This window comes from Isoptericola chiayiensis, from assembly GCF_013149805.1.
Taxonomy (GTDB): domain Bacteria; phylum Actinomycetota; class Actinomycetes; order Actinomycetales; family Cellulomonadaceae; genus Isoptericola; species Isoptericola chiayiensis.
Window position 1 is genome coordinate 324,690 of record NZ_JABEZT010000001.1, and the last position, 21,406, is coordinate 346,095.

19 protein-coding genes and 1 tRNA gene are annotated in these 21,406 nt (G+C 72.4%); 8 read left to right on the forward strand and 12 right to left on the reverse strand.

The window, feature by feature from the left end; all coding sequences use genetic code 11:
* The 3 genes from HDG68_RS01350 to HDG68_RS01360 are packed head-to-tail and all read right to left on the reverse strand — an operon-like array spanning window position 1 to window position 2,168.
* Window positions 1-1,284: a sigma-70 family RNA polymerase sigma factor gene (locus tag HDG68_RS01350; protein WP_172148561.1), complete on the reverse strand. Its 1,284-nt coding sequence runs from the start codon at window positions 1,282-1,284 to the stop codon at window positions 1-3.
* On the reverse strand, window positions 1,281-1,703 hold the full coding sequence (locus HDG68_RS01355; protein WP_246253416.1) for a YciI family protein: 423 nt from the start codon (window positions 1,701-1,703) through the stop codon (window positions 1,281-1,283). Before HDG68_RS01355 ends, HDG68_RS01350 begins: the two co-directional genes overlap by 4 nt.
* Window positions 1,704-1,739: 36 nt before the next feature.
* A complete protein-coding gene (locus HDG68_RS01360; RefSeq protein ID WP_172148563.1) occupies window positions 1,740-2,168 on the reverse strand; it encodes a YciI family protein in 429 nt (142 codons plus the stop codon).
* 173 nt (window positions 2,169-2,341) lie between these two features.
* Here HDG68_RS01360 and HDG68_RS01365 point away from each other — a divergent pair, with 173 nt between their 5' ends.
* The gene (locus tag HDG68_RS01365; RefSeq protein WP_172148565.1) at window positions 2,342-4,258 is read left to right on the forward strand and encodes a glycoside hydrolase family 15 protein; all 1,917 of its coding nucleotides are present in this window, start codon (window positions 2,342-2,344) and stop codon (window positions 4,256-4,258) included.
* A 269-nt stretch (window positions 4,259-4,527) separates the two neighbouring features.
* Here HDG68_RS01365 and HDG68_RS01370 read toward each other — a convergent pair whose 3' ends face one another.
* On the reverse strand, window positions 4,528-5,361 hold the full coding sequence (locus tag HDG68_RS01370) for a Bax inhibitor-1/YccA family protein (RefSeq protein ID WP_172148567.1): 834 nt from the start codon (window positions 5,359-5,361) through the stop codon (window positions 4,528-4,530).
* A gap of 167 nt (window positions 5,362-5,528) precedes the next feature.
* A complete protein-coding gene (locus HDG68_RS01375) occupies window positions 5,529-8,906 on the reverse strand; it encodes an efflux RND transporter permease subunit (protein WP_172148569.1) in 3,378 nt (1,125 codons plus the stop codon).
* Window positions 8,907-9,100: 194 nt separating this feature from the next.
* Here HDG68_RS01375 and HDG68_RS01380 point away from each other — a divergent pair, with 194 nt between their 5' ends.
* A complete protein-coding gene (locus HDG68_RS01380) occupies window positions 9,101-9,340 on the forward strand; it encodes a hypothetical protein (protein WP_172148571.1) in 240 nt (79 codons plus the stop codon).
* Window positions 9,341-9,362: 22 nt separating this feature from the next.
* Window positions 9,363-9,998 (forward strand): helix-turn-helix domain-containing protein, encoded by a 636-nt coding sequence (locus HDG68_RS16845; protein WP_246253418.1) that lies wholly within the window; start codon window positions 9,363-9,365, stop codon window positions 9,996-9,998.
* Here the strand turns inward: HDG68_RS16845 and HDG68_RS01390 are convergent.
* Window positions 9,946-10,926, reverse strand: a complete 981-nt coding sequence (locus HDG68_RS01390; RefSeq protein WP_172148573.1) for an EamA family transporter — start codon at window positions 10,924-10,926, stop codon at window positions 9,946-9,948. The two genes, HDG68_RS16845 and HDG68_RS01390, sit on opposite strands and share 53 nt — an antisense overlap.
* Window positions 10,927-10,999: 73 nt before the next feature.
* Between HDG68_RS01390 and HDG68_RS01395 the strand changes: the two genes are divergently transcribed.
* Both HDG68_RS01395 and HDG68_RS01400 read left to right on the forward strand, forming a co-directional pair.
* Entirely contained in the window at window positions 11,000-11,920 is a 921-nt protein-coding gene (locus HDG68_RS01395; protein WP_172148575.1) for a LysR family transcriptional regulator, read from the forward strand.
* 120 nt (window positions 11,921-12,040) lie between these two features.
* Window positions 12,041-12,424, forward strand: a complete 384-nt coding sequence (locus tag HDG68_RS01400; protein ID WP_172148577.1) for a DUF6221 family protein — start codon at window positions 12,041-12,043, stop codon at window positions 12,422-12,424.
* Window positions 12,425-12,430: 6 nt separating this feature from the next.
* Here HDG68_RS01400 and HDG68_RS01405 read toward each other — a convergent pair.
* The 6 genes from HDG68_RS01405 to eno all read right to left on the reverse strand — a co-directional run bounded on the left by HDG68_RS01405 (window position 12,431) and on the right by eno (window position 18,034).
* Window positions 12,431-12,504 (reverse strand) — tRNA-Leu (locus HDG68_RS01405).
* A 115-nt stretch (window positions 12,505-12,619) separates the two neighbouring features.
* Complete coding sequence (locus tag HDG68_RS01410; RefSeq protein ID WP_172148579.1) at window positions 12,620-14,089, reverse strand: NAD(P)/FAD-dependent oxidoreductase; 1,470 nt, start codon at window positions 14,087-14,089, stop codon at window positions 12,620-12,622.
* A 110-nt stretch (window positions 14,090-14,199) separates the two neighbouring features.
* Entirely contained in the window at window positions 14,200-15,150 is a 951-nt protein-coding gene (locus HDG68_RS01415) for a Ppx/GppA phosphatase family protein (protein WP_172148581.1), read from the reverse strand.
* Between the two features lie 49 nt (window positions 15,151-15,199).
* Complete coding sequence (locus tag HDG68_RS01420) at window positions 15,200-15,655, reverse strand: DUF501 domain-containing protein (protein ID WP_172149098.1); 456 nt, start codon at window positions 15,653-15,655, stop codon at window positions 15,200-15,202.
* Between the two features lie 61 nt (window positions 15,656-15,716).
* The gene (locus HDG68_RS17505; RefSeq protein ID WP_343037361.1) at window positions 15,717-16,394 is read right to left on the reverse strand and encodes an FtsB family cell division protein; all 678 of its coding nucleotides are present in this window, start codon (window positions 16,392-16,394) and stop codon (window positions 15,717-15,719) included.
* Window positions 16,395-16,753: 359 nt separating this feature from the next.
* A complete protein-coding gene (gene eno / locus HDG68_RS01430; protein WP_172148582.1) occupies window positions 16,754-18,034 on the reverse strand; it encodes a phosphopyruvate hydratase in 1,281 nt (426 codons plus the stop codon).
* 189 nt (window positions 18,035-18,223) lie between these two features.
* Between eno and HDG68_RS01435 the strand changes: the two genes are divergently transcribed.
* The 3 genes from HDG68_RS01435 to HDG68_RS01445 all read left to right on the forward strand — a co-directional run bounded on the left by HDG68_RS01435 (window position 18,224) and on the right by HDG68_RS01445 (window position 21,333).
* A complete protein-coding gene (locus tag HDG68_RS01435; protein ID WP_172148583.1) occupies window positions 18,224-18,904 on the forward strand; it encodes a hypothetical protein in 681 nt (226 codons plus the stop codon).
* 186 nt (window positions 18,905-19,090) lie between these two features.
* Window positions 19,091-20,653 carry an ABC transporter permease gene (locus tag HDG68_RS01440; RefSeq protein ID WP_172148585.1) on the forward strand — a complete coding sequence of 521 codons (1,563 nt, stop codon included), beginning with the start codon at window positions 19,091-19,093 and terminating at the stop codon, window positions 20,651-20,653.
* Window positions 20,654-20,664: 11 nt separating this feature from the next.
* The gene (locus HDG68_RS01445; protein WP_172148587.1) at window positions 20,665-21,333 is read left to right on the forward strand and encodes an ABC transporter ATP-binding protein; all 669 of its coding nucleotides are present in this window, start codon (window positions 20,665-20,667) and stop codon (window positions 21,331-21,333) included.
* Window positions 21,334-21,406: the final 73 nt, after the last annotated feature.

Consider the following 21,406-nt stretch of genomic DNA (forward strand, 5'->3'; position numbering starts at 1 on the left):
TCAGCGCAGCGCCGCGGCCTTGGCCGCCAGCACCCCGCGCTCGCGCTCGTTGCCGCAGAGCCGGGCGGCCAGCTCCAGCTCGGCGCGCGCCTCGTCGCGACGCCCGAGGCGGGACAGCAGCTCGCCGCGCACGCTCGGGAGCAGGTAGGTGCCGCCCAGCACCTCCCGGGCGACCAGGTCGTCGACGATCTCCAGCGCGGCCGCCGGGCCGGCAGCCATGGACACCGCGACCGCCCGGTTGAGCTCCACCACGGGTGAGGGCGCCACCTGGCCGAGCGCCTCGTACAGCACGACGATGCGCTCCCAGTCGGTGTCCTGCACGGACCGTGCGACGGCGTGCTGCTCGGCGATCGCGGCCTGCAACCCGTACGGGCCGAGGCCGCGCCCGGCGCCGACCGCCCGGGCGAGCGCGGCCCGGCCCCGCCGGATCGCGCCCGTGTCCCAGCGCCGCCGGTCCTGGTCGGCCAGCAGCACGGGTTCGCCGTCCGGTCCCGTGCGTGCGGGGAACCGCGCCGCGGTGAGCTCCAGCAGGGCGAGCAGCCCGGCGACCTCCGGCTCGCGCGGGGCCAGCCGCCGCAGCACGCGCGCCAGGCGGATCGCCTCGGACGCCAGGTCCGTGCGCATCCAGTCGCTGCCCGACGACGCCGTGGCCCCCTCGGTGAAGATCACGTACAGCACGTTGAGCACCGAGCCCAGGCGCTCGGGCCGGTCCGCCGCGGTCGGCACCTCGAACGGGACCCGCGCGGCGCCGAGCGTCTTCTTGGCCCGCGTGATGCGCGCCTGGACCGTGGCACGCGGCACCAGGAAGGCCCGCGCGATCTCGTCGCTCGACAGCCCGGCCACGACCCGCAGCGTGAGCGCCACGCGGGCCTCCTTGGACAGCACCGGGTGGCAGGCGGTGAAGATCAGCGCGAGCCGGTCGTCCTCGATCCGGTCCGGGTCCCACAGCAGGTCCGTCTCACCGGTGTCCGACGGCGCGGCTCCGGCGTGCGTCTGCCCCTCGGCCAGGTCGCGGCCGAGGGCGGCGTACCGGTCGTCGCGTCCGGCACGACGGCGGAACGCGTCGATCGCTCGGCGGCGAGCGGTGGCCAGCAGCCAGGCCGTCGGGTCCCGGGGCCTGCCGTCCCGCGGCCAGGCGACCAGCGCCTCCGCCAGTGCCTCCGAGGCGACGTCCTCGGCGAGGGCGAGGTCGCCGGTGTACCGGGCGAGCGCGCCGACGATGCGGGCGGAGTCGATCCGCCAGGTCGCCTCGACAGCACGCCGCGCGTCGGGCACGCCGCTCACTCCGTGCCGAGCTCCTGACGCCACTGCTTCTCCTTCTGGATCCACTCGTTGTCGGCGGGGAAGTCCTCCTCGCCGTGCACCCGGCGCACCTCGAGCTTGGTGCCCGGACCGCTCAGCGGGGCACGCTTGGCCCACTCGATCGCCTCCGCCTGCGAGGCGACGTCCAGGATCCAGAACCCGTTGAACAGCTCCTTGGTCTCCCCGTACGGCCCGTCCGTCACGACCGGCGTGTCGGTGGAGAAGTCGACGACGGCGCCCTCCGCGGCGTCCGCCAGACCCTCGCCGGCCGTGAGCACGCCGGCGTCCATCATCTGCTCGTTGTAGCGACCCATCGCGGCGATGACCTCGGTGAAGTCCATCTCCTCGTAGGCCGCCCGACCCTCGTCGCTGGCTCGCATGATCAGCATGTACTTGCCCATGGTGCTGCGTCCTCTCCGGTACCGGTGGATGGTGGCTCAGAGCTGGCCGGTGCGCTCGCGCCAGGCGCGCTCGCGGCGGACCCACTCGTTGTCCTGCGGGAACTCGTCGATCCCCGGGATGCGGCGGATCTCGGCCTTCATCCCCGGGCCGGCCAGCGGCGCCTTCCTGGCCCAGGCGACGGCGTCGTCCATCGTCGGCACGTCCAGCACCCAGAAGCCGTTGAATAGCTCCTTCGTCTCGCCGTACGGACCGTCGGTGGCGACCGGCTCGTCACCCGAGTAGTCGACCACCACGCCCTTCTCCGGCTCCTCGAGGCCCTCGGCCGCGACCAGCACGCCCGCCGTGATCATCTCCTCGTTGAACCGGCCCATCGTGGCCAGCATCTCGTCGAAGTCGATCCCCGCCTCGGCGAACGCCTCCTGCGCCTCGTCGCTGGCTCGCATGATCAGCATGTACTTGGCCATGTCACTCGTCTCCGATGCTCTCCAGGCCCCTGTCGAGACCTTCTCACCCCCAGGTCGAACGGGACAGCGCAGGATCGACACCGGGACGGTTCTACGTCACAACTGTGTGAATCTTCTCGCCGCACGGGGGTCGGAAGTGGCGCGCGGGGACCGGAGCACCGCAGTCTGGACCTATGACGCTCGACTCCCAGGCACCACCGCGGCCGGACGGACGCAGCACCTTCCCGTCCATCGCGGAGTACGCCTTCCTGTCCGACTGCGAGACGAACGCCCTGGTCGCACCCAGCGGCGCCGTGGAGTGGATGTGCGCGCCACGCCCCGACTCGCCCAGCGTCTTCGCCGCGATCCTCGACCGCGGGGCAGGCACGTTCCGGGTCGGTCCGCACGCCGTACGGGTGCCCGTCGCCCGTCGCTACATTCCCGGCACGCTCATCCTCGAGACCACGTGGCAGACCTCGACCGGATGGCTCGTGGTCCGCGACGCGATGGTGATGGGCCCGTGGCACAACGTCGACGAGCGCTCCCAGACGCACCGGCGCACCCCCACCGACCACGACGCCGAGCACATCCTGCTGCGCACCGTGAAGTGCGTCTCCGGCACGGTCGACCTCGAGGTCATCTGCTCGCCGATGTCCGACTACGGGCGGCACGAGCCCACGTGGGAGTACCTCGACGAGGGCTACTCCTCGGTCGTGGCCCGCACGGGTGACGAGAACCCGGACTTGCGGCTCAGCTCGTCCCTGAGGTTCGGGCTCGAGGGCCGCCGCGCCCAGGCGCGCACCCGGATGGACGCCGGCGACACCCAGTACGTCGCCCTGGCCTGGTCGCCGCTGCCGGCCCCCGCTTCCTTCGACGAGGCCGCCGAGAAGATGTGGCGCACCGAGCAGTTCTGGCGCGACTGGATCACCCAGGGCTCCTTCCCCGACCACCCGTGGCGCATCTACCTGCAGCGCTCGGCCCTGACCCTCAAGGGCCTGACCTACGCGCCGTCGGGCGCCCTGCTCGCCGCGGCCACGACATCGCTCCCCGAGACCCCCGGCGGCGAACGCAACTGGGACTACCGGTACGCGTGGATCCGTGACTCCACGTTCGCCCTGTGGGGCCTGTACACCCTCGGGCTGGACCGTGAGGCGAACGACTTCTTCGCCTTCATCCAGGACGCCTGCCACGACAACAAGCGTCTGCAGATCATGTACGGCGTCGACGGCGAGGAGAAGCTCGACGAGTCCGTGCTGACGCACCTCACGGGCTACGAGGGCGCCCAGCCCGTGCGCGTCGGCAACGCCGCCTACAACCAGCGCCAGCACGACGTCTGGGGCGCGGTGCTCGACTCCGTCTACCTGCACACCCGCAACCGCGAACAGCTCCCCGAGGCGCTGTGGCCGGTGCTCAAGCGCCAGGTCGAGGAGGCCGCCAAGCACTGGCACCTGCCCGACCGGGGCATCTGGGAGGTGCGGGGCGAGCCGCAGCACTTCACGTCCTCCAAGCTCATGTGCTGGGTGGCCCTCGACCGCGGGGCACGCCTCGCGCGCCTGTACGACGAGCTCGACTTCGCCGAGCAGTGGCAGAAGCTCGCCGACGAGATCCACGCCGACATCTGCTCCAAGGGCGTCGACGAGCGCGGCGTGTTCACCCAGCGCTACGGCGACGACGCCCTCGACGCCTCGCTGCTGCTCATCCCCCTGCTGCGGTTCCTGCCGCCCGACGACGAACGCGTGCGCGCCACCGTCACGGCCATCGCCGAGGAGCTCACCGAGGACGGCCTCGTGCTGCGCTACCGCACCGACGAGACCGACGACGGCATGTCCGGCGAGGAGGGCACGTTCACCATCTGCTCGTTCTGGCTGGTCTCCGCCCTGTGCGAGATCGGCGAGATCGACCAGGCCCGGACGCTGTGCGAGCGGCTGCTGTCCTTCGCGTCCTCGCTGAACCTCTACGCCGAGGAGATCGACCCCCGCACCGGCCGGCACCTCGGGAACTTCCCGCAGGCGTTCACGCACCTGGCGCTCATCAACGCCGTCATGCACGTGATCCGCGCCGAGGAGGACCCGGGCGACCACCGCGCCTTCCGCACGCCCAGCCGGGCATGAGCTCCGCCGTCGTCCCGCGTTCCCGCGCCTCGCGAGGTAGGCGGCCTTCGCGCCACGTAGGCAACTCCCTCGCGAGGTAGAACGCTCGACGTGCGACGGGGCGCGCTACCTGGGCGGATTGTTGCCTACCTCGGCGAGAAGTTGCCTACCTCGCGGGACGGGGACGGAGGCGGGACGACGACGGCCGGGCACCTTCGCGGTGAAGGTGCCCGGCCGTCGTCGGTGCGCTGTGCTACGTCGTGAGGACGTCGCCCACGTCGCGGCGGGTGTCAGTCGCTGCTCTGCATGATGGCCAGCAGGCGCAGGATCTCCAGGTACAGCCAGACCAGGGTGACGATGAGGCCGAAGGCCGCCGACCAGGCGAACTTGGCCGGGACGCCCTGCTCGACACCGCGCTTGATGAAGTCGAAGTCCATGATCAGCGACATGGCTGCCAGGACGACGGCGAACAGGCCGATGACGATGCCCAGCGTGCCGCCGCGCATGCCCCAGCCCTCGAGGACGCCCGTCCAGACGAGGACCACGTTGACCAGGGAGAACAGCAGGTAGCCGACCATGCCGATCAGCAGGAACCGCGTGAACTTCGGGGTGACGCGCACCTTGCCGGAGCTGTACAGGCCCAGCGCGGCGGCGAAGACGCAGAGCGTGAGCAGGACGGCCTGGCCGACGATGCCGTTGAACTGCGTCTCGTAGAACGCCGAGATGCCTCCGAGGAACACACCCTGGGCGATCGTGTACAGGGTGATGAGCACCGGGCTCGGGTTCTTCTTGAAGGCGTTGACCAGGCCGAGCACGAGGCCCGCGATCATGCCGAAGATCCACAGTCCCGGGGCGATCACCCAGGTGGCCGCGGCCACGACGACGAGCAGCGCGAGCAGCCCGGCCGTCTTCATGATGACGTCGGTGTAGGTGAGGCGCTTGGTGTCGACCGGCGTGGCCGACGGCGACTCGTACATGTTCTGCAGGGATGCGGCGTCGGCGGCCTGCGCGCCGTAGGCCCCGTACTGGGCCTGGCCGCGGGGCGGCGCCGTGGTGGCACCACCGCGCGCCGTGCGGCGGGGCTCGCCGAACACGTCGCTGTTCGAGAAGACGGGGTTGCTCATGAACTCCTCCTGGTCGCGGCTGCCGGGTGCCCGACGACGGGTCGTCGCGCGGGCAGGGCCGGGTCGCTGGCCGTCACCGACATCCTAGGCAACGCACGGCCCGGCCGGGAGGTTCCCGGGTTGCGGATCCGCAACGGGTCGGCAGCGTCGGGGCCCGCTGAGGGCGGTCAGGACGCGGCCGGCCCGGACGCCTCGCTCGCCTCCCGGGCGGCAGCCCGGTCACGGCGGTCGAGCTCCTTGCGCTCCCGCTTCTCGGCCCGCCGACGACGGCGGTCGGCCCGGCGGTCCTTGCGCCCCTCGACCAGCACGTACAGCACCGGGACGATGAGCAGCGTCAGCAGCGTCGACGAGATCAACCCACCGATGACCACGAGGGCCAGCGGCTGCGAGATGAACGCCCCGCCGCCGGTGAGCCCGAACGCCATCGGCGTCAGGGCGCAGATCGTGGCCAGCGCCGTCATGACGATGGGGCGCAGACGCTTGCGGGCACCCTCGCGCACCGCGTCGTCGAGCCCGCGCCCGCGCTCGCGGTACTGGTTGATGAGGTCGATGAGCACGATGGCGTTGGACACCACGATGCCGACCAGCATCAGCACGCCGATCAGTGCCGGAACACCGAGCGGGGTGTCGGTGACCAGCAGCGCCACGAGCGCGCCCGTGGCGGACAGCGGGACCGACACCAGCAGGATGAGCGGCTGGATCAGCGACTTGAAGGTCGCGACCATGATCAGGTACACGATCGCGATCGCCGCCATGAGCGCCAGGCCGAGGTCGGCGAAGGCCTCCTCCTGGTCGGCCGCGACACCGCCGATCGTCACGTCGGCACCGGCCGGCAGCTCGACCTCGTCGACCGCCGTGGTGATCTCGGCGCTCAGGGTGCCGAGGTCCTGGGCGCCCGGGGTCACCGAGACGGTGGCGGACCGCTGCCCGTCGATGCGGCTGACGGACGTCGGGGTCGGGACCTCCTCGACGGTCGCGACGTCGGTGAGCGGCACCATGCCGGTCGCGGTCGGGATCTCGATCTCCTCGACCTCGGCCTGCGTCGCGGGCGCCTCACCGGTGACGACGACGGTCTCCAGCGGTCCCTCGCCGAGGTCGACCTCGCCGACCGCCTGCTCCGGGTTCATGGTCCCGGACACGATGCCGGCGACCTGCGTCTCGGTCAGCCCCGCCTCGGCGGCTGCCTCCCGGTCGACGGACACCTGCAGGATCGTCTGCGACGACGCGAGGTCGTTGCTGACCTCGGCGACCCCGTCGAGGTCCGCGACGGCGTCCTGGACGGCCTCGGCCGCCTCGGTCAGCTCGTCGGAGCCGTTGGCGCTGACCACCAGGTCGACGGTGGTGGACCCGAAGCCGGAGTCGCCCCCGGCCACGCTGACCTCCGTCGTCGGACCGTCACCGGCGAAGCCCTCGACGGCGGCGCGCACCTCGTCCTGGACGGCGACGCCGTCGGCCTCCTCGTCCAGGGTGACCGAGTAGGTCGCGGTGGGCGCTCCCCCACCGCCGAAGAACGCGGCCTCCGGGCCGCCCGCGGACCCGACGGACGTCTGGACGGTCTCGACGCCCTCGACGTCGCCGATGGCCTGCTCGACCTCGCGCGCGGCGTCGTCCTGCGCCTCGAGGGAGGTCGTGTCCTCGAACGTCTGGGTGACGGTGACGGTGTCCTGGCCGGAGTCGCCGATGAAGTTGGTCTCCAGGCGCGGCACCAGCGCGAGCGTGCCGGCGAGGATGCCGACGGCGAGCACCAGCGAGATCCACGGGTGCCGCAGCGCGGTGGCGAGGCTCGGGATGTAGGCCCGCTGCCACAGGCCGCGGCGCTCCTTGGCCTCGGCGGCCTCGCGGATCGCCTGGCCGCCGTCGGTGGCGTCCTCGGTGCCCTTCGGGGCCTTGACGAACCAGTAGGCCAGCACGGGCACGATCGTCAGCGCGACCAGCAGCGAGGCGAGCATCGCGATGGCGACGGTGAACGCGAACGGCCGGAACAGCTCGCCCGTCATGCCGGTCACGAGCCCGAGCGGCAGGAACACGGCGACGGTGCAGATGGTGGACGAGGTGATGGCGCCGCCGACCTCGCGCACGGCGTTGAGGATCGCCTCGATCTTGTCCTCGCCGTAGGACAGGTGTCTCTTGATGTTCTCGATGACGACGATGGCGTCGTCGACCACGCGGCCGATGGAGATCGTCAGCGCGGCGAGCGTGAGGATGTTGAGCGTGTAGCCGGTGGCCTCCATGACGAGGAACGCCGTGGCCAGGGACAGCGGGATGGACACCGCGGAGACCAGGGTGGCCCGCAGCGACAGCAGGAACACCAGGATGATGACGATCGCGAAGATGAGGCCGAGACCGCCCTCGGTGGCCAGTCCCTCGATGGACTCCTCGATGAACGGTGCCTGGTCGAAGACGACGGCGGTGGAGATGCCGGCCTCGTCGAGCTCGGCGGCCGAGTCGTCCAGCACGTCCTGGACGGCGTGGGAGACGTCGACGGTGTTGCCCTGCGGGGTCTTGGTGATGGCGATGCCGAGCGACGGCTCGCCGTCGAGGCGGGAGTAGGAGGTCGCGTCGGTCTCGGCGACGGAGATCTCGGCGACGTCGCCGAGGAGCACGGGCTCCGGGACGGCCGGGGGCGCGTTGGCGTCCGGGAGCAGCTCGGTGTCGGTGCCCGTGCTGCCCTCGGCGGCTCCGGCGGCGCTCTCGCCGTCCGACGACGGCACGTCGGTGCCGCTGTCGGGGAGCGTCGCGCCGTCGTCGGCCCCGCCCGCGGTGGTGCCGCCGTCGGACCCGGTGCTCCCGGTGCTCGCGGTGGCCGTGGGGACCAGCGGCAGCTCCTCGAGGTCCTCGACGCTCTCGAGGCGCGTGCCGGCCTGCAGCGAGTAGGTGGCGCTGTCCTCGGTGACGGTCCCGGCGGGGATCACGACGCCGTAGTCGGCCAGCACGTCGGTGACCTGGCTGAGCTCGAGCCCCTCGGCGGCGAGGTCGGCCTGGTCGACGTCGATGCGGACCTGGTCCTCGACGCCTCCGGTGACGGCCACGGACCGGACGTCGTCGATGTCCTCGAGCGCGGGCACGAGCACCGTGTCGACCTCGTCGGCGAGCTCGGGGAGGTCGCCGTCGCCCGCCACGGCGAGCTGGATGACGGGCAGGTCGTCGAGCGAACCGGTGATGACCTGCGGCTCGACGTCCTCGGGGAGCTGGGACTGGGTGCGTGTGATCGCCGTGGTGAGCCGCTGCGTGGCGGCGTCCATGTCGGTGCCGTACGTGAACTCCACCGTCGTGGTGGACATGCCGGTGGACGCGGTCGAGCTGATCGACTCGATGCCGTCGACGGTCTGCGCGGCGGCCTCGAGCGGTTCGGTGACGTTCTCCTCGACCACCTCCGGGGAGGCGCCCGGGTAGGTGGCGACGACGACGCCGGCGGGCAGCTCCAGGGAGGGGATGAGCTCCTGCTTCAGCGAGGTCAGGCTCAGCGCTCCGAAGACGAAGATCGCGACCGTGGCCAGGGCGACCACGGCACGATTCGCCAGGGACAGGCGGGCAAGGCGGAACACGCGCTCTCCAGTTCGATGAGGGGGAGTGCACGACGGCGGAGTCGTACGGCTGCAGAACGGAGCCTACGCGCCGTGAGTTCCCTCCGAGTACACCGGTGTATCGGGAACGGTTGCCAAGAACCTCTTGCAAAGGCTTCTTTGCAGCGCTATGTTGGCATTGTTCTCGCACCACCACCGCAGAGCTGGAGGTCGTCATGATCATCGCCGTCACCGCACCGCCCGTCCCCCACCGGACCGTCCTGGACCGCCTGCTCGACGGCGCCGGGCGGGCACTCCTGGCCGCCGGGTCGCGGCTGGCCGACGCCGGTCACCGACGTGTCGAGCAGCGTCGGACGTCCCTGCCCGCCCGGGTGGCGACGGCGGACCGTCGGCACGACCTGACCGAGCGGGTCCGCGACAACGCCGCGCAGATCCACCCGCTCGGCCTGCGCTGACACGCCGCAGTACGGTCGTCGCATGGGAACAGAGCCGGCACCGGGGACACCGCAGCCGTCGCGAGACGTCGACTCGACCCGGCTGAAGGGCCTGTCGCACCCCCTGCGCCTCACGATCCTCGACCTGCTGCACACCCACGGCGAGCTCACGGCCAGCCGGCTGGCCGAGCTGGTCGGCGAGTCCAGCGGATCGACCAGCTATCACCTGCGCCAGCTCGCCAAGCACGACTTCGTCACCGAGGTCGAGGGTCGCGGCACGGCCCGGGAGCGCTGGTGGAAGGCCACCCCCGGCGGCTACAGCATCAGGATCGACGACGAGGACGACGTCGGCACCCGCACCGCGAAGTCCCTCGTCAACGCCGAGTCCGAGCGCTCACGCCAGGCGAAGGTGTGGCGGCTGCTCGAGGAGATCGGGCGGACCGACCCCGCCGATCCGCGCACCGCCCGCTGGCGCGACGCCATCACGCTCGACACCGCGCACCTCTGGGCGACGCCCGAGCAGATGGAGGACGTGATCGCGGCGTACCACCGGTTCGTCGAGGAGCACCTGCTGCCGCTGCGCGGACAGGAGGGCACCCCCGGAGCGGTCCCCGTCCAGATCCACTTCAACGCGTTCCCACTGGTGGACGAGCTCCCGGGCGAGCCTCCGACGGACTGAGGTCCCCGGCGTCGTCGCGGGCCGGGCGGGACGGGTCCCCGCCGTCGCGCGCACGCCCGTCCCGGCGCCCGGCGCGGCTGCCGAGCAGCACGCCGACCACCACCAGCACGCCGCCGGCCAGCTCCCCGGGCGTGACGGTCTCCCCCAGCACAAGCCAGGCGGCCGACATGCCGAACACGGGCACGAGCATCGAGAACGGCGCGACGACGCCGGACGGGTGCCGGGCCATCAGCCACGTCCACAGGCTGGAGCCGACCACCGTGCCGAAGATCACCGTGTAGGCGAGACCCGCCAGGGCGGCACCGGCGCCCGGGGCCCCGAGCGTCGTCAACGAGCCCACGATTGCGTCCGGGCCCTCCACGACCAGCGAGACGGCCAGCATCGGCAACGGCGGGACCACCGTCATCCACAGCGCCAGGTGCATCGGGTTGCGCGGCTGCGCCCGGCGGTTGCACACGTTGCCGATCGCCCAGCCGAAGGCCCCCGCGAGCGTCAGCAGGAACGGCAGGACGGCGGCGTGCTCGGCGCGCTGCCAGCCCACGACGGCGAGCCCGGCCACCGCGATCAGGACGCCGAGCACCTGCCGACCGCTGACCCGCTCCCGCAGGAACGTGGCACCGAGCACCACCGTGAACGGTCCCGAGGCCTGCAGCACCAACGACGCCAGCCCTGCGGGCATCCCGGCGGCCATCCCCCAGTAGAGGAACGTGAACTGCAGCACGCCGAAACCGAGGCCGTACCCGATCAGCCACCGCACCGGCACCTGCGGCCAGGGCACGAGCAGCACGGTCGGCACCGCCAGCACGGCGAACCGCAGCGCCACCAGGAACATCGGCGGGAAGTGCCCGAGCGAGGCGTCGATGGCCAGGAAGTTCAGGCCCCAGAGCAGGGCGACGACGACGGCGAGGAGGCGGTGGCGGATCGGCACGAGACCCATGCTCACCGCGCGTCACAGATAAGGACAAGCGAAATGTTCTGCAGTCGCCCTTTAGGCTGTCTTCATGGACGCCCGTCATCTCGACCTGCTGCGCGAGCTGTCGGACCGCGGCAGCATCTCCGCCGTCGCCGCCGCGACCCACCGGACGCCGTCCGCGGTGTCGCAACAGCTCAAGACCGCCCAGCGCGAGCTCGGCGCCGCCCTCGTGGAACCGCACGGTCGCGGGGTCCGGCTCACGGACGCCGGGCGCCTGCTCGCCGCAGGCGGCGCCGAGGTCGCCGCTGCCCTGGCCGAGGTGCAGGCACGCTGGGACGCGTTCCGCGACTCCCCCGCCGGAACCGTGTCCGTCGCCGCGCTGCCCAGCGGGGCGACGTTCCTGTTCCCCGCCCTCGAACGCGCGCTGGCCGGCTCCGGGATCGACCTGCGGCTGACCGACGCCGACCGCGCCGAGGACGCCTACGGCGCCCTGGCCGCCGATCACGACGTCGTCGTCGGCCACAGCATGACGAGCGTGAGGCCACCGGGCACCGCGGGCCTCGTCGTCGTACCCGTGGTGGACGAGCCGATCGACGTGGCGATGGCCTCGAGCCACCCCCTCGCCTGCCAGGACACGGTCAGCGCCGAGGACGTCGCACCCCATCCCTGGATCGGCGTCCCGCCGGGATTCCCGTTCGACACGGTGCTGCAGAACGTCGAGCGGGCCACCGGCGCGCGGCTCGACGTCCGCCAGCGCCTGCTCGACAACCGGCTCGTGGAGGCGTGCGTCGCGTCCGGCCCGTACCTCGCGGCGCTCCCCCGGTTCACCACGCCGACGGCGGGCGGGCTGACGCTGCGCCCGCTGACCGGCGTCCCCGCCGTCCGCCACCTCACGGCGCTCGTGCGGCCGGACCGCGCCCGCCGGCTCGCCGTGCGCCGCGTGCTCGACGCCGTCGTCCGGGCGGGGGCCGACGTCGCCGCGCGCCACGGCGTCGACCGCCCGCCCTGATGGCGTCGGGTCACTGTTGCTTCGGGCATCGCCGCTCGGGGGGGCTTCTCGTGCGAGTGCGCGCGGGCGCTACTAGACGTGGAGGAGCGGGGGGTCGGCACACCGGGCAGGAGGACGACCATGACCATCGACCTCGCGGCCCTCGCCACGTTCCTGCACGAGCGGCTGGACGAGGACGCGGGCACCGCTCAGGACGCCAACGCGACCCGATGGTCGCCGGCCGGGACGGAGGTGGACTTCGAGATCTGGTCGGACCGGCTGCGCGACGGCGTCACGCTGTCCCGGCTCAAGGCGTTGAACCGGGCGAACGTCTGGCACATCGTCAACTGGGCCCCACCCCGGGTCCTGGCCGAGGTCGAGTCGAAGCGCCGCATCATCCGGCTCTGCCTCGACGAATGGGTGGTTCCCACGGACCTCGGCCTCCGGTCCCGACGTGACCACGTGCTCCGCCTGCCCTACGCCAGACACCCGCAGTACCGCACCGAGTGGCGGCCGACAGCCTGAGGACGGTGCCCCCGCCCGGGTTCGAACCGGGACTGGACCGGGTTTAAGCCGGCTGCCTCTGCCAGTTGGGCTACGGGGGCCGGGACGCGCACGGGCGGCCCCGCGTCGACACGTCCGGTCACGCCCGGCACCTCACGGTACCGAGCGCGACGCGAGCTGCCGAGCGGAACCGCCCGAACGCCGTCGTGCGGCGCGTCAGCCCTTCTCGGCCTTGGCCGCCGAGGACTCGGCTTTCTGCTCCACCTTGGCGTCGCCGGACGGCTTCGGCGGCACCGACGCCTTGCGGAACTCGTCGCGCGGGTCGTGCAACGAACCCAGCGAGACGATCTCGCGGCCCATGAGGAACTGACCGATCCAGCCGATGAGGATGCGCAGCTTGCGGTTGCCGGTCGGCATCGCCATCACGTGGTAGCTGCGGTGCGCCATCCAGGCGAGCGGACCCTTGAGCTTGAGGAAGCCGAACAGCTCGGCCACGCCCTTGTACAGGCCGAGGGAGGCCACCACGCCGACGCTCTTGTGCTTGTACTCGACCAGCGGGTCGCCCTTCAGCGTCGCGATGATGTTGTCGGCGAGCCGGGTCGCCTCGCGGATCGCGTGCTGGGCGTTCGGGGGGCAGAACGAGCCCGGGTTGATCAGGTCCGGGACGGCGGCGCAGTCGCCGGCGGCCCAGGCGTCCTGCACGACCTCACCCTCGGTGCCGTCGTCGTTGGTGACCGCGACCTGCAGCGTCGGCAGCACCGTCACGCGGCCCATCCGGTCGCTGGGCAGGTCGGAGGCCTCCTTGATGACCGGGTTCGCCTTGACGCCCGCGGTCCACACGATCGTCTCGGTGTCGAACTCGACGCCCGTGGAGGTCACGACGTGCCCGTCCTCGCAGGACGACAGGAAGGTGTTGAGGTGGAACTCGATGCCGCGCTTCTTCATCTCCTCCAGCGCCCACTCACCCATGGGCTCGGAGACCTCGGGCAGGATACGGCCCGCGCCCTCGATCATGACGAAGCGGAGATCCGACTCCTCGATCGTCGGGTAGTTGCGCGTCGCGTAGCGCGCCATGTCCTCGATCTCGGCCAGCGCCTCGATCCCGGCGAAACCGCCGCCGACGAACGTAAAGGTCAGCATCTGCTTGCGCAGGTCCGCGTCCCAGGTGGACGAGGCGACGTCCATCCGGTTGAGCACGTGGTTGCGGACCGCGATCGCTTCCTCGACGTTCTTGAACCCGATGCCGTGCTCGGCGAGCCCGGGGATCGGCAGCGTGCGGGAGACCGAGCCGAGACCGACGACGACGTGGTCGTAGGAGACCTCGTAGTCCAGGCCCTCCTCCGGCGAGATCGTGATCTTCTTGTCGCCGTGGGCGATCTTCGTGACCTTGCCCTGCAGCACGTCGATGCCCTTGAGCGCGATCCGGTGCGGGGCGACGACGTCGCGGGCGTCGATCGAGCCCGCGCCGGCCTCCGGCAGGAACGGCGCGTACGTCATGTACGGGCGCGGGTCGACGACCACGATGGCCGCCTCACGCTTGCCGAGCTTCTTGCGGAGCCGGCGCGCCACGTACAGGCCGACGGATCCACCGCCGAGCACGACGATCCGCGGCACCTTCCGCGGGCGCGGGGCGGGCGCTGACGCGTCCTGGGCAGGGGTGTCCGTCGTCAGAACGTTCTGAGGCATGGCGACCAGTCTACGACCGCCCGCGGATTGCTCGCGCGTGCGGGCGATCACAGTCGGGTCTCGTCGCCGACAGTGCCGGGCGCCGCACCGCCGGCACCGCTGCGGGCGGCTCAGGCCAGCGAGAGCGCGATCCCGTCGAGGATGTCGCTCTCGCTGGTCACGACCTGCGTGAGCTCGCCGCCCGACGCCGCCACGTCGTCGCGCACCCGTGCCACGACCTGCGCCCAGACCAGCGCGCCCGCGCCGATGACGTCGGCGCGCCCCGGGTGCATGAACCCGAGGTCGAGCCGCTGCTCGCGCGTGCGGCCGAGCAGGTCCTCGCACGCCGCCAGCACCTGCGGCACACCGAGCACCGTGCCGTTGATCTCCTCGCGGCGGTAGGCGTCCAGGCCGAGCGCGTGCGCGGTCACCGACGTCACCGAGCCCGCCAGCCCCACCAACGTCGACGTGCGGCCCAGCGGGACGACGGCGGAGGCCGCGTCGAGCGCGGCGTCGACGTCCGCGCGGGCCCGGTCGACCTCGGTGGCCGTCGGCGGGTCGGAGTGCAGGTGGCGTTCGGTGAGCCGCACGGAACCGACGTCCATCGAGACCGCGGCGTCCGGCGCCGTCGTCCCGTGCACCAGCTCGGTCGACCCGCCCCCGAGGTCCACCACGAGGTACGGGCCGGGATGGGACGCCGCCTCCCCGCTGATCGCCCCGCGGAACGACAGCGCGGCCTCCTCGTCGCCCGTGATGACCTCCGGGACCACGCCCAGCGTCGCGCGGACGCCCTCGGCGAAGACGTCCCGGTTGCGCGCGTCGCGGGTGGCCGACGTCGCCACGAACCGGGTGCGCGTCGCCCCCAGCTCGGCGGCGATCTTCGCGTACTCCCCCGAGGCCGTCAGGGTGCGCGCGAGGGCCTCCGGCGCGAGCTCTCCGGTGCGGTCGACGCCCTGGCCGAGCCGCACGATCTGCATGCGCCGGTCCAGCTCGGTGAGGGTGCCATCGGGCGCGACGTCCGCCACGAGGAGCCGGATGGAGTTCGTGCCGCAGTCCACGGCGGCTACACGGGTGCTGCTCATCACCGGGTCACCCTCTCACCCCGTGCCGGAACGCGCGCGGCTGCCGGCGTCAGCACGAGCACCGGTCGGGACGCCACTGGTCGCGGACCCGGTCCAGCGCCTCGTCGCCCAGCGGGTTGACCCCCGGGCCGGCCGCCAGGCTGTGGGCGAGCAGGACGTGCAGGCACTTCACGCGGGTCGGCATCCCGCCGGCCGAGATCCCCTCGATCTCCTCGACGTGCCCCAGCTCGGCGCGCCGGGCGAGGTAGTGCTCGTGGGCCCCGCGGTAGGCCGCGGCCAGCTCCTCGTCCTGGGCGAGCCGCTCGGTCATCTCCTTCATCACGCCCTCCGCCTCCAGGCGCGACGCCGCCGCCACCGCACCCGGGTGGGTCAGGTAGTAGGTGGTCGGGAAGGGGGTGCCGTCCGGCAGCCGCGGGGCGGTGCGGGCCACCAGCGGCCGTCCACACACGCAACGTGCGGCGATGCCCACCACCCCGCGGGGTGCGCGGCCGAGCTGCTCGGCCATCACCTCGAGGTCGCGGTCGGTCGCCGTGGTCGGGTCGTCAGGGGTCGCGGTTGCCACGCGGCTATTCTCCCCCGTCCTCGCCCTCGTCCGCGGCGCCGTCGACGTCGGACGCGTCACGGTCCGGCTCCCCCACGGCGTCCGCGCCGACCTCGTCGGTCACCTGCACCGACTCCCACATCCCCTGGTACCAGGGGACCGCCGGGGTGCCCGTGGCCACCGGCTGCGGGGCGTCGTCCGTCGCGGTGGTGCCGCCGTCGGACACCGCGTCGCCGTCCACCACCCGCCACGCCGTGTCCCCCGGCAGCACGTAGTTGAGCCGGCTGCGGGCCTGCTGGACGACGTAGGTGCGGTCGTCCCAGCGCGCCAGCTCGTCCTCCAGCTCGGACAGCTCCGCACGGTGGGCGCTCAGCTCGGCCTCGAGCCGGTCGATCTCCGCCTGCTGCTGGACGGCGCCGCGCACGGTGGGCAGCAGCAGCACGAACGACAGCATGAGCACCACGCCGAGGACGAGGAGCCGGACGGTCAGGACCTCCGGCAGCACCAGTCCCAGGCGGCTGCGCCGGCGCTCGTCGCGGGCCGGGCCCGAGGGGCGGCGGGGCGGCTTCGTCGCGTTCGAGGCGGTGCGGGTCGCCCCCGTGCTCCGGGAGCGTGCGGTGGTCCGGGCCCCGGAGCGCGCGGTCGAGCGGGCGCCCGGCCGGGAGGCGGGGCGGCGCGGTGCGGACGGTCGACGGGAGGCCACGGGCCGATCGTCCCAAACCGGGCGCCGAGGCCGGTGGATGCTGGTCGGCGCGCCCGCCCTCCCGCGAGGTAGGCGATCCTCTCGCGAGGTAGGCGACCTTGCGGTGAGGTAGGCAGCACGCCGCCGGCTCGGGCGGTACGGCGCACGGCGGTACGGCGCACGGCAGGGCTGCGGCCGCTCCGCGGTACGACGACGGCCGGTGACCTCCGCACGGAAGTCACCGGCCGTCGTCGTACCGCGGGCGAACTCGCCTACCTCACCGCAAGGTCGCCTACCTCAGCAGGTCCGGGCCTACCTCGCGGAGAGGTTGCCTACCTCGCGAGAAGATCGCCTATCTCGCGGGACGGGCGACGCGAGGGTCAGCCCTGGAAGCGCGGGAAGGCCGAACGCCCGGCGTAGCGACCGGCGTCGTCCAGCGCGTCCTCGATGCGCAGGAGCTGGTTGTACTTGTTGATCCGCTCGCCGCGGGCCGGGGCACCGGTCTTGATCTGGCCGGCGTTGGTGGCCACCGACAGGTCCGCGATCGTGGTGTCCTCGGTCTCGCCGGAGCGGTGCGAGGTCATCGTGGTGAAGCCGTTGCGCTGCGCCAGCGTCACGGCGTCGAGGGTCTCCGTGAGCGAGCCGATCTGGTTGAGCTTGACCAGCAGCGAGTTCGCAGCCTTCGTCTCGATGCCCTTGGCCAGACGCTCGGGGTTGGTGACGAACAGGTCGTCGCCGACGATCTGGACCTTGTCGCCGACCTTGTCCATGAGCGCCGACCAGGAGTCCCACTCGTCCTCGGACAGCGGGTCCTCGATGGAGACCAGCGGGTAGTCGCGGACGAGCTCCTCGTAGAAGGAGATCAGCTCCTCGGGCGACTTCGCGCCGCCCTCCCAGTGGTACGTGCCGTCGGAGAAGAACTCCGTGGCGGCCACGTCGAGCGCCAGCGCCACGTCGGTGCCCGGCGTGTAGCCGGCCTTCTCGATGGCGGTGATGATCAGGTCGAGCGCCGCACGGTTGCTCGAAAGGTTCGGGGCGAAGCCGCCCTCGTCGCCGAGACCGGTGGCCAGGCCCTCGGCCTTCAGCACCGACTTCAGGGCGTGGTAGACCTCGGCGCCGGTGCGCAGCGCCTCCTTGAACGAGGTCGCGCCGATCGGGGCGATCATGAACTCCTGGATGTCCACGTTCGAGTCCGCGTGGGACCCGCCGTTGAGGATGTTCATCATCGGCACGGGCAGGACGTGCGCGTTCGGGCCGCCGACGTAGCGGAACAGGTCCAGACCGGCGCTCTTGGCGGCGGCCTTCGCCACGGCCAGGGAGACGCCCAGGATCGCGTTGGCGCCGAGCTTGCCCTTGTTCGGGGTGGCGTCCAGCTCGATGAGGGTCTGGTCGATGAGGCGCTGCTCCTCGGCGTCGTAGCCGATCAGCTCGGGCGCGATGTCGTCGATGACGGCGTTGACCGCACCCTCGACACCCTTGCCCAGGTAGCGCTCGGCGTCGCCGTCACGCCGCTCGACGGCCTCGAAGGCGCCGGTCGAGGCGCCGGACGGGACCGCGGCACGGGCGAAGGTGCCGTCGTCGAGGGCGATCTCCACCTCCACGGTCGGGTTTCCACGAGAGTCCAGGATCTCGCGCGCGCCAACGGCTTCGATGCTTGCCACGGATGCTCCTTCTGACAGGGCTCGCGGGCTATCGGGGCCAGGCTCGGACGCGGTGCGTCCGGGGCAGCCGACGCCCACGACGATGGAGGGTTGACGCCCCCAGCGTAGCCCTGACGCCGGGTGCCTGCGCCCCCGACCACCTGTCGGTCACCACCGTCCCGGCCGCGGGCCCCGCACTATCGTGAAGACGTGGACGGCTTCTGGGACTTCCTCGGCTCGTACTGGTGGCTCGTCTTCCCGCTCAGCGGCGTCGTGGGCGCGTGGGCCAGCGGGTTGCGGGCGTGGGACGAGCGGCGCCGCCGCGACAAGATCGAGATGTACCGGATCAAGCACGGCGGCCAGGTGGCGGCGGCGGAGTCCGCGGAGTCGATGCAGCGCGAGATCGACCGGGCGCTGGCCGTGCACGACGAGACCGAGCACCGCTGGCTCGACTACGAGCTCGACGCCGTCAAGGTGCTCGACTACCCCCTCATGACGGACATGCGGGAACCGGTCACCGTCGACTTCCACCGGGCCCGGCGGGCGGCCGAGGAGCTGCGCCCCGAGGACCCCGCCGAGCTGCGCGACCGGCACCTGCTGGACCGCTACCGCACCGCCGTCCTGGAGTATCAGCTCACGTTCGACGTCGCCGAGCGCGAGGCGAAGCGCCGTCAGGCCTCGGACTTCACCGCCGAGGAGCGGCGCGCCCTGGACCGGGCGAAGAAGCTGCTGGCCCTGGCCGACGACCCGGGCGCCAGCCACGCCGAACGGCAGTCCGCCTATCGCCGGGCCACGAAGGAGCTCGAGGGAATCCTCGTGCTGCCGGACCCGGCGACCGAGGCGATCGAGCGTCGGATCGCCGGCGAGCTGGGCACCCGCTCACCGGAGTAGGACGGCCACGCCACCCGTCCGTCGTCGTCCAGCACGCTCCCAGCCGACTCCCTGAACTGGCCCTTCACAGGTCTGTCACAGGTTCGTGGCAGGTCCGCGCCAGGTTCGCTCCGTAGGTTCCGGCCCCGACAGGCTCCGACGACGTCGGACCCCGCGGGCCGCTGCGCCCCTCGGACAAGGAGTGGCATGTTCCTGACCTATCTACGCCGCGAGCTGCGGCACCGCCGCAAGCAGACGACGGTCGTCGCCGTCGGCCTGGCCGTCGCGATCGCCCTGGTCATGGTGGTCTCGTCGGTGTCGTCCGGCGTGCGGGACGCCCAGGCGTCCGTGCTCGAGTCCGTCTACGGCGTCGGCACCGACGTGACCGTCACGCAGGCCGGGGCGCCGGGCGGCGGAGGAGGCCCGGGACGCTTCGAGTTCGACGCCGAGTCCGGCGAGGCCGACGAGGAGGGCACCCGCTCCCTGGACCAGTCGCAGCTGACGGTCGAGCGGGGCAGCTCGTCGTTCGACGACACCGCGCTGACATCGATCACCGGCGTCGAGCACGTCTCCGGCGCCGCCGCGACGCTGACCCTGTCCAGCACGTCGTTCAGCGGCGAGATGCCGGACTTCGAGGCGATGCGCGAGCAGATGGAGTCCGGCGGGCAGCCCGGCGCGGCGCCCGGTGAGGGCACGCAGGACGGGTCCGACGACGGCACCACCGGTGGCGCGGACGGCGCCGGGGGCAGCGCGTTCGAGGTCGACTCGTTCACGGTGACCGGCGTGGACCCCGCGGTGACCGCCGTCGGGCCGCTCACGACCCTCGAGGTGGCCGACGGTCGCGGCCTCGAGGACGGGGACACCGAGGCCGCCGTGCTGGATGCGACCTACGCCGAGACCGCCGAGATCGCCGTCGGCGACACGATCGACGTCGGCGGCACCGACGTCGAGGTGGTCGGCACGGTCGGCTCCACCACCGGCGATGGCGTCGCCACCGCGTCGGACGTGTACGTGCCGCTGACGCTCGCCCAGGAGCTCGCCGACCTCGACGGCCAGGTCACCGACGTCTACGTCGCGGTGGACTCCGCCGACAACGTCGACGCGGTCGCCGACGCCATCGCCGCCGAGCTGCCCGACGCCTCGGTCTCCACCAGCTCCGACCTGGCCGGGGACGTCACGGGCTCGCTGTCCACGGCGTCGTCGCTGGTCTCCACCCTCGGCACCTGGCTGAGCATCGTGGTGCTCGCCGCGGCGTTCGGCCTGGCCATCCTGTTCACCGTCTCCGGCGTCAACCGCCGCACCCGCGAGCTCGGGACCCTCAAGGCGATCGGCTGGTCCAAGGGCCGCGTCGTCGGGCAGGTGGCCGGCGAGTCGGTGGTCCAGGGTCTGATCGGCGGCGTGGCCGGCGTCGCACTCGGCGCCCTGGCCGTCCTCGGCATCAACCTCGCCGGGATCACGTTGACCGGTGCTTCCGGTGCCGGCGGCTTCTCGTTCGGCGGCCCCGATGCCGGCGGTCAGGCCGGCGGCGGACAGCTGCCCGACGGCGGTGCGTCCGGTGGCGGCCCCGGCGCCGGTGGGGGCGGTCCCTTCGGGCAGGTCGCCGATGCCGCCTCCAGCGCCGTCGACGTGGTGCTCTCCGCACCGGTCTCCGTGTGGATCGTGGTCGCCGCCGTCGGGCTCGCCGTCCTCGGCGGGCTGCTCGCCGGCGTCGTCGGCGGCTGGCGCGCCGCCCGTCTCCGCCCCGCCGAAGCCCTTCGCTCGCTCGCCTGAGAGGAACCCGCATGTACCAGCTCACGGACGTCACCAAGACCTACACCGGCAAGCGCACCGTCCACGCCCTGCAGTCGGTGGACCTGGAGATCGGCGACGGCGAGCTCGTCGCGATCCAGGGTCCCACCGGCGGCGGCAAGTCCACCCTGCTGCAGATGCTCGGCGGGCTCGACCGTCCGACGTCGGGCCGCGTCGTGCTCGCCGGGGACGACCTGGCGAGGCTGTCCGACGGCGCGCTCACCAAGGCCCGCGCGAAGAACCTCGGATTCGTGTTCCAGCACTACAACCTGATCCCGACGCTCACGGCCGTGGAGAACGTCGGCACCGCGCTGGTGCCGCTCGGCGTGCCGGCGGCCGACCGTGCGCGGCGCTCGCTCGCGGCGCTGGAGTCGGTCGGCCTCGGCGAGCGTGCCGACCACCTGCCCGGGGAGCTGTCCGGCGGGCAGCAGCAGCGGGTCGCCATCGCCCGGGCGCTGGTCAAGGAGCCGACCGTCCTGCTCGCCGACGAACCGACCGGCAACCTCGACGAGGCCACGCGCGACGAGATCGTCGAGCTCCTCGAAGTGCTGTGGAAGGAGCAGGGGCTGACCATCGTCATGGTCACGCACGACTCCGCCGTCGCCCGACGGGCCCAGCGGCGCCTGCGGATCGCGAGCGGGAAGGTCTCCGAGGCCGCCTGACGACCGGCCGGTCCTCTGCCGAGGTAGGCAATCTTCCCGCGAGGTAGGCCGGGCACCGCTCAGGTAGGCAAGG

Bases quoted from the DNA above. Each gene is read 5' to 3' on its own strand.
- HDG68_RS01355 (WP_246253416.1), bottom strand. From the start codon at position 1,703: ATGGGCAAGTACATGCTGATCATGCGAGCCAGCGACGAGGGTCGGGCG.
- HDG68_RS01360 (WP_172148563.1), bottom strand. From the start codon at position 2,168: ATGGCCAAGTACATGCTGATCATGCGAGCCAGCGACGAGGCGCAGGAG.
- HDG68_RS01365 (WP_172148565.1), top strand. From the start codon at position 2,342: ATGACGCTCGACTCCCAGGCACCACCGCGGCCGGACGGACGCAGCACC.
- HDG68_RS01370 (WP_172148567.1), bottom strand. From the start codon at position 5,361: ATGAGCAACCCCGTCTTCTCGAACAGCGACGTGTTCGGCGAGCCCCGC.
- HDG68_RS01380 (WP_172148571.1), top strand. From the start codon at position 9,101: ATGATCATCGCCGTCACCGCACCGCCCGTCCCCCACCGGACCGTCCTG.
- HDG68_RS16845 (WP_246253418.1), top strand. From the start codon at position 9,363: ATGGGAACAGAGCCGGCACCGGGGACACCGCAGCCGTCGCGAGACGTC.
- HDG68_RS01395 (WP_172148575.1), top strand. From the start codon at position 11,000: ATGGACGCCCGTCATCTCGACCTGCTGCGCGAGCTGTCGGACCGCGGC.
- HDG68_RS01400 (WP_172148577.1), top strand. From the start codon at position 12,041: ATGACCATCGACCTCGCGGCCCTCGCCACGTTCCTGCACGAGCGGCTG.
- HDG68_RS01410 (WP_172148579.1), bottom strand. From the start codon at position 14,089: ATGCCTCAGAACGTTCTGACGACGGACACCCCTGCCCAGGACGCGTCA.
- HDG68_RS01415 (WP_172148581.1), bottom strand. From the start codon at position 15,150: ATGAGCAGCACCCGTGTAGCCGCCGTGGACTGCGGCACGAACTCCATC.
- HDG68_RS01420 (WP_172149098.1), bottom strand. From the start codon at position 15,655: ATGGCCGAGCAGCTCGGCCGCGCACCCCGCGGGGTGGTGGGCATCGCC.
- HDG68_RS01440 (WP_172148585.1), top strand. From the start codon at position 19,091: ATGTTCCTGACCTATCTACGCCGCGAGCTGCGGCACCGCCGCAAGCAG.
- HDG68_RS01445 (WP_172148587.1), top strand. From the start codon at position 20,665: ATGTACCAGCTCACGGACGTCACCAAGACCTACACCGGCAAGCGCACC.